The 12270-nt window shown below is 74.7% G+C and carries 14 protein-coding genes; 5 read left to right on the top strand and 9 right to left on the bottom strand.

The features are described 5' to 3' along the window. Positions 1-2: 2 nt before the first annotated feature. A complete protein-coding gene (locus ACW14Y_RS25060) occupies positions 3-605 on the bottom strand; it encodes a DNA-3-methyladenine glycosylase I (RefSeq protein WP_380305249.1) in 603 nt (200 codons plus the stop codon). Beyond that, positions 602-1048 carry a DivIVA domain-containing protein gene (locus ACW14Y_RS25055; protein ID WP_380305251.1) on the bottom strand — a complete coding sequence of 149 codons (447 nt, stop codon included), beginning with the start codon at positions 1046-1048 and terminating at the stop codon, positions 602-604. Before ACW14Y_RS25055 ends, ACW14Y_RS25060 begins: the two co-directional genes overlap by 4 nt. Positions 1049-1206: 158 nt before the next feature. Between ACW14Y_RS25055 and folP the strand changes: the two genes are divergently transcribed. After that, positions 1207-2019: a dihydropteroate synthase gene (folP, locus tag ACW14Y_RS25050; RefSeq protein ID WP_375921806.1), complete on the top strand. Its 813-nt coding sequence runs from the start codon at positions 1207-1209 to the stop codon at positions 2017-2019. 7 nt (positions 2020-2026) lie between these two features. On the opposite strand, the gene ACW14Y_RS25045 is transcribed toward folP, so the two are convergent. Both ACW14Y_RS25045 and dapE read right to left on the bottom strand, forming a co-directional pair. Continuing rightward, positions 2027-2836: an LOG family protein gene (locus ACW14Y_RS25045; protein ID WP_380305253.1), complete on the bottom strand. Its 810-nt coding sequence runs from the start codon at positions 2834-2836 to the stop codon at positions 2027-2029. 133 nt (positions 2837-2969) lie between these two features. After that, the gene (dapE, locus tag ACW14Y_RS25040; protein ID WP_380305255.1) at positions 2970-4043 is read right to left on the bottom strand and encodes a succinyl-diaminopimelate desuccinylase; all 1074 of its coding nucleotides are present in this window, start codon (positions 4041-4043) and stop codon (positions 2970-2972) included. A gap of 200 nt (positions 4044-4243) precedes the next feature. Here dapE and ACW14Y_RS25035 point away from each other — a divergent pair, with 200 nt between their 5' ends. Beyond that, complete coding sequence (locus ACW14Y_RS25035; RefSeq protein WP_456983587.1) at positions 4244-5272, top strand: hypothetical protein; 1029 nt, start codon at positions 4244-4246, stop codon at positions 5270-5272. 304 nt (positions 5273-5576) lie between these two features. Then, entirely contained in the window at positions 5577-6362 is a 786-nt protein-coding gene (locus tag ACW14Y_RS25030; RefSeq protein WP_380305259.1) for a hypothetical protein, read from the top strand. 120 nt (positions 6363-6482) lie between these two features. Here ACW14Y_RS25030 and dapC read toward each other — a convergent pair whose 3' ends face one another. Both dapC and fdxA read right to left on the bottom strand, forming a co-directional pair. Then, a complete protein-coding gene (gene dapC / locus ACW14Y_RS25025) occupies positions 6483-7634 on the bottom strand; it encodes a succinyldiaminopimelate transaminase (protein ID WP_380305261.1) in 1152 nt (383 codons plus the stop codon). 22 nt (positions 7635-7656) lie between these two features. After that, positions 7657-7983 carry a ferredoxin gene (fdxA, locus tag ACW14Y_RS25020; protein WP_030061559.1) on the bottom strand — a complete coding sequence of 109 codons (327 nt, stop codon included), beginning with the start codon at positions 7981-7983 and terminating at the stop codon, positions 7657-7659. Positions 7984-8113: 130 nt separating this feature from the next. On the opposite strand from fdxA, the gene ACW14Y_RS25015 reads away from it, so the two are divergent. Continuing rightward, positions 8114-9139 carry a GNAT family N-acetyltransferase gene (locus tag ACW14Y_RS25015; RefSeq protein WP_456983586.1) on the top strand — a complete coding sequence of 342 codons (1026 nt, stop codon included), beginning with the start codon at positions 8114-8116 and terminating at the stop codon, positions 9137-9139. A 68-nt stretch (positions 9140-9207) separates the two neighbouring features. After that, entirely contained in the window at positions 9208-10089 is an 882-nt protein-coding gene (locus ACW14Y_RS25010; protein WP_380437631.1) for a transglutaminase family protein, read from the top strand. Positions 10090-10133: 44 nt separating this feature from the next. On the opposite strand, the gene ACW14Y_RS25005 is transcribed toward ACW14Y_RS25010, so the two are convergent. From ACW14Y_RS25005 to ACW14Y_RS24995, 3 genes are all read right to left on the bottom strand, one after another. After that, positions 10134-10766 carry a response regulator gene (locus ACW14Y_RS25005; protein WP_380305267.1) on the bottom strand — a complete coding sequence of 211 codons (633 nt, stop codon included), beginning with the start codon at positions 10764-10766 and terminating at the stop codon, positions 10134-10136. 43 nt (positions 10767-10809) lie between these two features. Further along, complete coding sequence (locus ACW14Y_RS25000) at positions 10810-10938, bottom strand: hypothetical protein (RefSeq protein WP_380305269.1); 129 nt, start codon at positions 10936-10938, stop codon at positions 10810-10812. A gap of 87 nt (positions 10939-11025) precedes the next feature. Beyond that, complete coding sequence (locus ACW14Y_RS24995) at positions 11026-12267, bottom strand: sensor histidine kinase (protein ID WP_380305271.1); 1242 nt, start codon at positions 12265-12267, stop codon at positions 11026-11028. Between the last annotated feature and the right edge of the window lie 3 nt (positions 12268-12270).

Here is a 12270-nt window from a genome sequence, read left to right as displayed (position 1 = left end):
GTTCAGCCCCGGGCCGGGCCCGCGGGCGCGGTGCGGACGTGGCAGTCGGCGAGGTGGTCGTCCACCAGCCCGCAGGCCTGCATCAGCGCGTACGCGGTGGTCGGGCCGACGAACCGGAAGCCGGCCTTCTTCAGGGTCTTGGCGAGCGCCGTCGACTCGGGCGTGACGGCCGGCACCTCGTCCAGGGTGCGGGGGGCCGGCCGGTCCGGGTCCCCGGCGAACCCCCAGATCAGCGCGTCCAGTCCGCCGTCGAGTTCGCGGGCGACCCGGGCGTTGGCGATCGAGGCCTCGATCTTGGCCCGGTTGCGGATGATCCCGGTGTCCGCGAGCAGCCGCTCGACGTCGGCGGGGCCGAACTCGGCGACCTCGGCGATCGAGAAGCCGGCGAAGGCGGCCCGGAAGCCCTCACGGCGGCGCAGGATGGTGATCCAGGACAGGCCGGACTGGAAGGCCTCCAGGCAGACCCGCTCGAACAGGGCGTCGTCGCCGCGCACCGGGCGGCCCCACTCGGTGTCGTGGTAGACCCGGTAGTCGTCCGCCGAATCGCCCCAGGCGCAGCGGCGCAGCCCGTCCGCCCCCAGGACGGCACCGGTGCCGGCGCTCACCGCTCCCCGCCCGGCACGGCGTCCTCGGGGCCGCCGGGCGCGGGGGCCGCGGCGGACTTGGTGAGGGCGACGGCGGGCTCGACCACCAGGGCGAACTCCTCCAGGCCGGGCAGCGGTTCGGCCCCGGACTCGGGGCCGTCGGTCGCCTCGACGGCGCCGCGCACGGCGGCCAGCGCCTCCAGCTCGGCGATCCGGTCGTCCCGGTGCGCGAGTTCGGCGCCCAGCCGGTCGAGGACGTCGTCCACCTCGTCCATCCGGTAGCCGCGCAGGGCCATCGGCAGACGCAGCGCGTCCACGTCGGCGCGGCCCAGCGGGCGGTCCTGCGGCAGCCGGGCGGAGATCCGGTCCTGCACGGCCTCGGGCAGCGAACCGCCGCCGCCCAGCGCCACCAGCGCGGCACCGCCGACCACTACGGCCATGGCCACCACGATCACCCAGAACACGAGCGGTCCTCCCGATTCTCCGGCCGGCCCCGACAGGAGTGGGATCATGGTCCCGATGGGCCGGGGGGGCCATCATCGCACCCGCGGCAGCTGTTAAGGAGAGATCGGTGGCACTGCGCCTGGGACCACGGGAATTCGGCGACGACGAGCTTGTGATCATGGCGATCGTCAACCGCACACCGGACTCGTTCTTCGACAAGGGATCGACCTTCGCCGACGAGGCCGCGTTCGAGGCCGCCGACCGCGCGATGGCGCAGGGCGCGGCGATCCTCGACATCGGCGGGGTGAAGGCCGGGCCGGGCGACGAGGTGACCGTCGAGGAGGAACTGCGGCGCACGGTGCCGTTCGTGGCGGAGCTGCGCAAGCGCCACCCCGGGGCCGTGATCAGTGTGGACACCTGGCGGCACGAGGTCGGCGAGGCGGTCTGCGAGGTCGGCGCCGACCTGCTGAACGACGCCTGGGGCGGGGTGGACCCGCGGCTGGCCGAGGTGGCCGCCCGCCACGACGTCGGGCTGGTCTGCACGCACGCGGGCGGCGCGGAGCCGCGCACCCGGCCGCACCGGGCCGGCTACCAGGACGTGATGGCGGACATCCTGCGGGTCACCGTCGGGCTGGCCGAGCGGGCGGTGGAGCTGGGGGTGCGGCGGGACGCGGTGCTGATCGACCCGGGGCACGACTTCGGGAAGAACACCCGGCACTCGCTGGAGGCGACCCGGCGGCTGCCGGAGATGACCGCGACCGGCTTCCCGGTGCTGGTGTCGCTGTCGAACAAGGACTTCGTCGGCGAGACGCTGGACCGGCCGGTGGACGAGCGGCTGCTCGGCACCCTGGCGACCACGGCGGTCTCCGCCTGGCTGGGCGCCCAGGTGTACCGGGTGCACCAGGTGGCGGAGACCCGGCAGGTGCTCGACATGGTCGCCTCGATCCGCGGCACCCGCCCGCCGGCCGTGGCCCGCCGGGGGCTGGCCTAGGAGGCGCCTAGATCTCGTTCACGGGCCGGCGGGCGTCGGCGAGGATCTTCATGACCTCGTCGATGTCGTCGGTCACGTGGAAGAGCTCCAGGTCGTGCGGGGCGGCCTTGCCCTGGGCGACCAGGGTGTTCCGCAGCCAGTCGACCAGTCCGCCCCAGTACGCGCTGCCGAAGAGGATCACCGGGAAGCGGGTGACCTTCTTCGTCTGCACCAGGGTGAGCGCCTCGAACAGCTCGTCCAGGGTGCCGAGGCCGCCGGGCAGGACGACGAAGCCCTGCGAGTACTTCACGAACATCGTCTTGCGGACGAAGAAGTAACGGAAGTTCAACCCGAGGTCGACGAACTCGTTGAGCCCCTGCTCGAAGGGCAGCTCGATGCCGAGCCCGACGCTGAGGCCGCCGGCGTCCGACGCACCCCGGTTGGCCGCCTCCATCGCGCCCGGGCCGCCACCGGTGATCACCGCGAAGCCGGCCTCGACCAGGGCCCGGCCGATCGCCACGCCCGCGGCGTACTCGGACGAGTCGACCGGAGTCCGCGCGGAACCGAAGACACTGATCGCGGGCGGGAGTTCGGCGAGCGCGCCGAAGCCCTCGACGAACTCCGAGGTGATGCGCAGGACCCGCCAGGGGTCGGTGTGCAGCCAGTCGGTCGGGCCGGTGGTGTCCAGCAGCCGCTGGTCCGTGGTGCTCTCGCCGACCTGGTCCCGGCGCACCAGCACCGGGCCCTTCTGCTTCTCGGGCCACGCCTTCTTCGGGCGCGGCTCGCCCACCTGCTCAGGACCGTGGCCGTAGTGCTTTTCGTCTCCAGTGCCTGTCATGACGAAACCCTACGCCCCTGCCTCCCCTTTTTCAGGCAACGGTGGAAGGTCGGTTGGGCAACCGGAAGATGGCGTTCGGCCGATGGTCGGACGGTCGGACCGGCCTCGGGACCGGTCCGGCCGTCCGCCGGGTTCAGGCCGTCAGCCAGGCCCGCAGCCGCTCCTCGGTCTCGGCGATCGCGCTCAGCGAGCAGTGCTCGTCCCGCTTGTGCGCCATGTTCGGGTCGCCCGGGCCGTAGTTGACCGCCGGGACGCCGAGCGCGCTGAACCGGGCCACGTCGGTCCAGCCGAACTTGGCGCGGGCGGTGCCGCCGGTGGCGGCGAGGAAGGCCTTGGCGGCCGGCTGGTTGAGGCCGGGCAGCGCGCCCGGGGCGAAGTCGGTGACGGTGACCTCGAAGCCGTCGAGGACCTCGCGGACGTGCTTCTCGGCCTCGGCCTCGTCGCGGTCCGGCGCGAAGCGGAAGTTGACCGTCACCACGCACTCGTCGGGGATCACGTTGCCGGCCACGCCGCCGTCGATCCGCACCGCGTTGAGGCCCTCGTGGTACTCCAGACCGTCGATGTCGACCTTGCGCGCCCGGTACTCGGAGAGCCGGCGCAGCACCTCGCCGGCGTGGTGGATGGCGTTGTCGCCGAGCCAGCTGCGGGCCGAGTGGGCCCGGACGCCGGTGAGCCTGACCTGGGCGCGCAGGGTGCCCTGGCAGCCGCCCTCGACGACCGCCCCGCTGGGCTCCATGAGCACCGCGAAGTCGGCGGCCAGCCAGTCCGGGTGGGCCTGGGCGAGGTGGCCGAGGCCGTTGCGGTGGGCCTCCACCTCCTCGCAGTCGTAGAAGACGAAGGTGAGGTCCCGGTTGGGCTCGGGCAGGGTGGCCGCGAGCCGGAGCTGGACGGCGACGCCGGACTTCATGTCCGAGGTGCCGCAGCCGAAGAGCAGGTCGCCCTCGACCCAGGAGGGCAGGTTGTCGGCGATCGGCACGGTGTCGATGTGGCCGGCGAGCAGGACCCGTTCGGCGCGGCCGAGGTTCGTGCGGGCGACGACGTTGTTGCCGTAGCGGTCGACGGTCAGGTGCGGGAGGGCCCGCAGGGCGTGCTCCACGGCGTCGGCGAGCGCCTGCTCGTCGCCGCTGACGGAGGGGAAGTCGACCAGCTGGGCGGTCAGCGCGCCGCCGTCGAGGGTGAGGTCAAGGGGCGTCTTCGAGCTGCTCATGGTCGTCCAGCGTAGTCCCGTCCCGGTCGCGGACGGATCCCGGACGGGTCCTCGTCGGGTCCCCGACGGGTCCCCGACGGCTCCGGGCCGTGGCAGCTCCGTGACGGCTTCGGTGCCGTCCGGGGGCAACCGTCCGCCGCCGCACACCCGTCCGAGTGGGTACGGTGTCGGTTCGAGGTGCTCGGTGGAGAGGGGCGGCGGTGGCCAGGCGGAAGAGCGGCGGCGGGGACGGGGACGCGGCGCCCCCGCGACGCCGCAGGCCGGTGCGCGCGGTGCTGATCGTGCTGCTGGTGCTGACCGTGGTCGCCGTGGGGCTGTACTGGCTGCGCGACCAGAAGCTGCTGACGCCCGAGGGCTGCTCGGTGAAGACCCCGGCCGGCGAGGGGACCCTGGAGCTCCCGCAGGCCGCCAACGCCGCCACCATCGCCGCCGTCGCGCACGCCCGCGGCCTGCCGGACCGGGCGGTGACCATCTCGCTGGCCACCGCGATGCAGGAGTCCAAGATCCGCAACCTGCCCGGCGGCGACCGGGACTCGGTGGGCCTGTTCCAGCAGCGGCCCTCGCAGGGCTGGGGCACCGTGCAGCAGATCATGGACCCGGTCTACGCGACCAACAAGTTCCTGGACGGCCTGGTGAAGGTGCCCGGCTACACCCGGCTGCCGCTGACCGACGCGGCCCAGCAGGTGCAGAAGAGCGGCTACCCGCAGGCCTACGCCAAGCACGAGACCAAGGCCACCCTGCTGGCCTCGGCCCTGACCGGCCGGGAGGCGGCCGCGCTGAACTGCGTGGTGCACGACTTCACGGCGCCGGAGACCGACGAGGAGGACTCCTCGACGGCCCCGGCCGGGGCCGCGCCGACCACCGGCGCGACGGCGGCGGCCCGCCCGGACCGGACGCAGGTGCTGAGCGACCGGGTGCGCCGCGAGTTCGGCCGGACGGTGACCCCGGCGGCCGACTACACCTCCACGGTGAAGGGCGCCGAGAACGCCGTCTCGCTGACCCCGGACCCGACCGCGTCCACCGACTCCGGGCCGGAGGCCGAACGGCAGAACGGCTGGGCGGTGGCCCACTGGGCGGTCACCCAGGCGCAGCGGCTGGGCATCGAGACCGTCGCCTACGACGGCCGGATCTGGCGGAAGGCGAAGTCCGAGGACGGCTGGAAGCCGCAGTCGACCGGGACGTCGACCAAGCTGGTGCTGGTCTCGCTGGCGACCCCCGCGAAGGGCTGAGACCGGGGGGTCGGGACGGCTGACGCACTGGTGTACGGGTTGCCGCCGTACGAGTGATTCGCGTCAACACAGGTGGACGGGCGGGCGGCCGGGCCGGGTCGGGCGCAGAACCGTCACTCCCCTTGGCCCGTCGCGCGCCCGCACCCCCGGTCCAGCCCCGGGAGCGGCTCTCCGTGCGGTCATACCGTCAGATGGTCAGTACGACGTTTTCCTTGCACCGGCCGAAACCTTCTGGCTTCTCAAGCGGTAACACCGTCGTCCGCCCGGCGGACGGAACGGACCCAGACCCCTTCCGAGGAGCCCCATGTCTCACCCCCTCACGCGCCGGATCGCCCAGGCCGCGCTGCTCGTGGCGGCCGGCGCGACCCCGCTGGTCGCGGCCGGCTCCGCGTCCGCCGCCGACGCCCTGCTGCCGAAGAGCGACCTGGCCGCCCCACTTGGCCAGCTGACCAACACCGACACGGGTTCCACCCTGCAGCACACCACCCACGAGCTGGGCCAGGCCGCCGGGACCACCGGCGCCGCGACCGTGGCCGCGGGTGTGCCCGCCACCGCCGACGCCACCGGCAACATCGTCGCCCAGCAGCTCCCCGAGGCGAACGAGAAGGCCAGCTCGCTGACCGCCCCGGTGGACCAGACCGCCGCCACCACCGGCCAGCTCTCGGGCGTCACCCCGAAGGTCGCCAAGACCCTGGCCGGGAAGCTCGGCGAGGCCGTCACCGGCCGCGCCGCCGCCCCGCAGCGCAGCGCGCAGAGCGGGGCGAACCCGGTCGGCGGGCTCTCCCAGGCCGGTGCGGTCGCCAACGCCGTCCCGGGCGCGGGCGGGCTGACCCAGGCCGTCCCCAGCACCAACGCCGTCACCGACGCGCTGCCGCTCGGCGCCGTCGGCCGCGCCGTCCCCGGCGGCCTGACCTCCGGCCTGCCCGGCGCCGACGTGCTCGGCCTGGCCGAGCACGGTTCGGCCAACCGCCTCGGCGGCGCCGACCTCGGCCCGAACAGCCCGCTGAACGGCCTCAGCGGCCTCACCGGCGCGCTCGGCCCGATCGGCGGCCTGCTGGGCGGCGTCAACGGCGGCGGCCTCGGCCTCTAGTCCGGCCGCGGCTCCCGCCCGGGCTCCCGTACTCCGGTACGGGGGCACCCCGGTGCGACGACGGCGAAGGGGCCGGTGTTCCTCCTCGGAACACCGGCCCCTTCGGCCTCGCGCACGCGGTCAGCGCGCCGCGTTCAGCCGCTCCACCGCCGCCGCGACCCGCTCGTCGGTCGCGGTGAACGCCACCCGGACGAACCGGTCGCCGGCCGGACCGTAGAAGTCGCCGGGCGCCACCAGGATGCCCAGTCCGGCGAGTTCGGCGACGGTCTCCCAGCACGGCCGGTCCTGGGTCGCCCACAGGTAGAGGCTCGCCTCCGAGTGCTCGATCCGGAAGCCGTACGCCTCCAGCGCCGCACGCAGCGCCGTCCGCCGGGCCGCGTAGCGCTCCCGCTGCTCGGCCACGTGCGCGTCGTCCCCGAGCGCCGCCGCCGTCGCGGCCTGCACCGGGGCCGGCACGATCATGCCGCCGTGCTTGCGCACCTCCAGCAGCTCCTTGACCACCACCGGGTCGCCCGCCACGAAGGAGGCGCGGTAGCCGGCCAGGTTGGAGCGCTTGGACAGCGAGTGCACCGCGAGCAGGCCCTCGTGGCCGTCCCCGCAGATGTCCGGGTGCAGCACCGAGACCGGCTCGGCCTCCCAGCCCAGCTCGAAGTAGCACTCGTCGCTGACCAGCAGCACCCGGTGCTCGCGCGCCCACGCCACCGTGCGGCGCAGCTCGTCGGCGCCGAGCACCCGCCCGGTCGGGTTGGACGGCGAGTTGACCCACAGCAGGCGCACCCGGGAGCCGTCCAGCTCGTCCACCGAGTCGTACTCGACCGGCTCGGCGCCGCACAGCCGGGCGCCCACCTCGTACGTCGGGTAGGCCAGGCGCGGGTAGGCGACCTGGTCGCCGGGGCCGAGGCCGAGCTGGGTCGGCAGCCAGGCCACCAGCTCCTTGGAGCCGACGGTCGGCAGGACGGCCCGCGGGCCGATCTCCGCGCCGAGCCGGCGCCGCAGCCAGCCGGCGACGGCCTCGCGCAGCTCCTCCGGGCCCCACACGGTCGGATAGCCGGGGGTGTCCGTCGCGGCGGCGAGCGCCTTCTGGATCACCTCGGGGACCGGGTCCACCGGGGTGCCCACGGAGAAGTCGCAGAGCCCGCCCGGGTGGGCGAGCGCCGTGGCCTTGTAGGGCTCCAGCTTGTCCCAGGGGAACACCGGCAGGAGGTCGGAAACGCGGCGCGCCGCCCCCGGGTGGCCCGGGAACGGCGCGAGCGTGCTGTTCTTGGTAGTCACAGCTGAATTGCCACCGATCCGGTCAGTGGTCGGCGTTCTGCGGCGGCAGAGCGGCGATGAAGGGGTGGTCCCGCTCGATCAGGCCGAGCTTCGAGGCACCGCCGGGCGACCCGAGGTCGTCGAAGAACTCGACGTTCGCCTTGTAGTAGTCCTTCCACTCCTCCGGAGTGTCGTCCTCGTAGAAGATCGCCTCGACCGGGCAGACCGGCTCGCATGCGCCACAGTCGACACACTCATCCGGGTGGATGTAGAGCGATCGCTCGCCCTCGTAGATGCAGTCAACCGGGCACTCTTCGATGCAGGCCTTGTCCTTGACGTCGACACAAGGCTGCGCGATGACGTAGGTCACGCTGTCGTTCCTCCTCGGAAGGGCTCGGCGGCCCATTCTGTTTTCTCGCGTGCGCGGGTGAGCGCGGTGTCGTCGATGCCCGCCCCTAGTATCGCGGGTCGGAGACCGCAAATGCACAGGAGGTGCCCAGATGGCCGTCGAAGGGCCGGTTCAGGACCGTCCGGAGGTCCGGTTGGACCGCTCCGACGTGGGCCGGAGAGTCTCCGTACGACGGCTCACCGGCTTCGCCGACGACAACCGGCCAGTCTTCCGCGACGTGATCGGCGTGCTCGTCTCCTGGGACAACGAGGGCCTGACGGTGGTGCCGCGGACCGGCGGACCGGTCTCCTTCGACGAGCGGCTGCTGGTCGCGGGGAAGGCGGTGCCGCTCTTCCCCGCCCGGCGCGCGCCGCTGCCGCCGGCCGACCCGGTCGGACTCCAGCGGACCGCCGCCCGCGGCTGGCCGGCCGTCGAGCAGGAGCCGCTGGGCGAGTGGACCCTGCGGGCCTCGGCCGGCTTCACCCGGCGGGCCAACTCCGCCCTGGCGCTCGGCGATCCCGGCCTGCCGCTCGACCGGGCGCTGGCGGCCGTCCGCTCCTGGTACGCGGCGCGCGGGCTGCCGGCCCTGCTGGAGGTCTGCGCCCCGGGCTCGCCGGAGGGCCTGCGGGAGGAGCTGGACCGTCTGGGCGCCGGCTTCGCGCGGACCCTGGTCCGGGTCGCGCCGCTGGCCGGGCTCGCCCGCGGCGGCGCGCCCGCCGCCCTCGACCGGGTGCGGCTCTCCCGGACCGCCGACGCGGCCTGGCTGTCGCTGTACCGGCGGGCGGGCGGCGGCCCGGCGGTCGAGGAGGCCGCCCTCCGGGTGGTCCGCGGCGGACCGTCGGTCTGGTTCGCGAGCGTGCCGGGCGCCGGTCCCGACCGGGCGCCGCTGGCCGTCGGACGCTGCGTGATCGACGGACCGTGGGCCGGCTTCGGCGCGGTCGAGGTCGCCGCGCACGCGCGCCGGGCCGGACTGGCCACCTCGGTCATGGCGGTGCTCGCGGCCCGGGCCGCCGAGGAGGGCGCGAGCGGCGGGTACTTGCAGGTCGAGGCGGAGAACTCCGGGGCGATCGCGCTCTATGACGGACTGGGCTTCACGACCAGTCACACTTACCAGTACGCACTCCTGCCGCAGGGGTAGGAGTCCCGGCCGCTCCCCCGCGCGTCCCCTCCTCCCCGCCCGTCCGTACGAAAGCCGCCGCCACCGCCGTGACCGAGCAGAGCAGAGCACGCTTCCGGACCGAGGCCAGGGCCGAGCACCCCGATCCGGTGCTGCTCTGCGTGCTCGCGGCCGCCGAACACACCCCCGCCCCCGACCCCTCGGACCCGGCCGGCCCCGACGGTCCGCCCACGCCCGACGCCCTGCTCGCCGCCTGCGAGGCGGCGCTGGAGCGGCACGCGGCCGCGGTGCGGCGCGCCGTCGCCGAGCGCGCCCCGGCCGGACCGGAGGAGACCGCGGCGCTGCTGGCCGCCGTCCTCGGCGGGCGGGAGCGGTTCCACGGGCGGAAGTCCGACTACCGGCGGCTGGAGTCCTCGCTGCTGCCGGAGGTGCTGCGGCGCCGCCGCGGACTGCCGATCATGCTGGCGCTGGTCTGGTGGGCGGTCGCCCGCAGGGCCGGGCTGACGGTGCACGGGATCGCCCTGCCCGGCCACTTCGTGGTCGCGGTCGGCGGGCCGGCCGGCGGCGAGGACTACGTGCTGGCCGACCCCTTCCACGGCGGACGGCTGCTCGACCTCGACGGGGTGGCCGAGCTGGTGCGCGCCGCCGGGCACGAGTTCACGCCCGAACTGCTCACCCCCGCGCAGCCGCTGGACATCGTGCTGCGGGTGCTCGGCAACATCCGCGGCTGGGCCGCCGACCGGCCCGAGCACGCCCGCACCCAGCTCTGGGCCACCGAACTCTCCCTGCTGCTCCCCCGCCACCCCGCCCAGCTCCGGCTCGAACGCGCCGAACTGCTGGTGCGCACCGGCGACTTCCTGGGCGGGGCCGGGGAGATGGACGAGTACGCCGCGATCCTGGACGCCTTCGACCCCGACACCGCCGCCAAGGTCCGCCAGGAGGCCCGCGCCGCCCGCCACCGGCTCAACTGATCCGGTGCGGCGCGGTCCGCAGGCGCGGGTTTGAGGACGGGCCCTCAGAGCCAGCCCTTCTCCCGGGCGATCCGGACCGCCTCGGTGCGGTTGCGGGCCTCGGTCTTCTGGATCGCCATCGAGAGGTAGTTCCGCACGGTGCCCTCGGACAGGTGCAGCCGCCGGGCGATGTCCGCGTTCACCGCGCCGTCCGCCGCGGCCGCCAGCACGTCCCGCTCCCGGGCGGTCAGCGGGTTCGCCCCCTCGGCGAGCGCCGCCGCGGCCAGCACCGGGTCGATCACCCGCTCGCCGCGCAGCACCCGGCGGATGGCCTCGGCCAGCTCGGCGGCGGGCGCGTCCTTCACCAGGAAGGCGTCCGCGCCGGACTCCATCGCCCGCCGCAGGTAGCCGGGGCGGCCGAAGGTCGTCGCGATCACCACCTTGGTCTGCGGCCGCCGCTGACGCAGCAGCGCCGCCGCCTCGATCCCGGTCATCCCCGGCATCTCGATGTCCAGCACCGCCACCTGGACGTCGTGCGCCACCGCGGCGTCCACCACCTCGTCCCCGCGCCCGACCTGGGCGACGACGTCGATGTCCCCCTCCAGCCCGAGCAGCGCGGCGAGCGCCTCCCGGACCATGCCCTGGTCCTCCGCCAACAGCACCCGCACCGTGGGCCGGTCGCCCTGATTGTCACTCATGCCGCCCGACCCTACGGCGTCCCCGCCCGGACGGGGACGGCGGTCAGCGGGAGCGGGTCCGGGTACCGCCGGGGGCCGCCCCCGGGGCCGGGGCGGCGGCCTCGGTGAAGGCGGCGCAGAGCAGCAGCGAGAGGAGCAGGACGACGAGGACCGCCAGGACCGGCTTCGGCATGACTGTCATGCTGCCCGCCGGCACCGGCGGGCGCCCGTGCGCCGACGCCCCCGGGGGACGGGGTTCGGCCGCCCGGACCAGTCCCGGCTACGGGGCGGGGACGGAGGCCGTCCGCAGCGGCACCAGCGCCCGCAGCCGGAAGCCCCGGCCCCGCTCGCCCGGACCGGTCTCCAACCGGCCGCCGACCAGGGCGAGCCGCTCCTCCAGCCCGGAGAGGCCGTTGCCGGGCTGGGACTTGCCCGGACCGCGCCCGTCGTCGGTGACCTCCAGGACGGCGTAGCGCTCGCCGTTCCCCTCCCAGGTCTCGTCGGACCGCACGGTGCAGACGGTGGCGCCCTCGCCGTGCCGGACGATGTTGGTGACCGCCTCGCGCAGCGCCCAGGCCAGCGCGCCGGCCTCCTCGGCGGCCAGCCCCGGCCAGGCGTCGAGCAGCTCCGGCGCGGTCTCCAGGGTGACCTGGGCGGCGGCCAGCGCGGTGCGGGCGGCCGCCAGCTCGACCGGCAGGGTGGGCCGGCGGAAGCCGGTGACCGCCTCCCGGACGTCGATCAGCGACTGCCGGGCGACGTTCTCGATGTCGGCGACCTGCGCCCGCGCCGCCTCGTCCTTGCCGGCGTCCATGAACCGTCCGGCCAGCTCGCTCTTCAGGGTGATCAGCGACAGCGAGTGCCCGAGCAGGTCGTGCAGGTCGCGGGCGAGCCGCAGCCGCTCCTCGGAGGCGGCCAGGTGCGCGACCGCGGCCCTCGCCTCGCGCAGCTCCTTCATGGTGCCGACCAGGCGCTGCAGACCGCTCATCGCGGCGCCCGCGAGGAAGGCGCTGAGCGTGAAGGTCCACACGTTGTCCATGTCGGCGTGGGCCAGCAGACCGACCCCGGCGGTGAGCGCCGCCATGGCGAGCAGCGCGCGCAGGGCGTGGCGGGCCGGGCTGATGATCGCGACGCACACCGAGGCGTAGATGAACAGCGACAGGAAGGCGGTGCCGAGCACGAAGGTGGACGCCACGGCGAGCGCCACCATCGTCGCGACGACCGCCCGACAGGTCCGCGGGCGCATCCCGGGCGTCGAGCGGAGGACGACCAGCAGGACGTAGCCGACGACGAAGGCCCCCAGGCAGATCCAGCCGAGCACCCGGGCACCCGTGCTGTGACCGCCGTTCAGCAGGTCGCCCACCGGGTAGGCCAGGTAGATCATCCACAGCAGCATCCAGGCGACCTTCACCAGCAGCTGCCGCCGGCTCTCCACCGAGGCGCCGGGGACGTTCATGAACGACGAGCGCGCCGGCCCCGCCTCCGGCTGTTCGTCGGTGCGGTGGGTCCGGCGCGGCTCGCTCATGTC

The organism is Kitasatospora sp. cg17-2 (assembly GCF_054031055.1).
The sequence above is the reverse complement of the archived record's forward strand: the minus strand, read 5'-3'. Positions and strand labels throughout refer to the sequence as shown.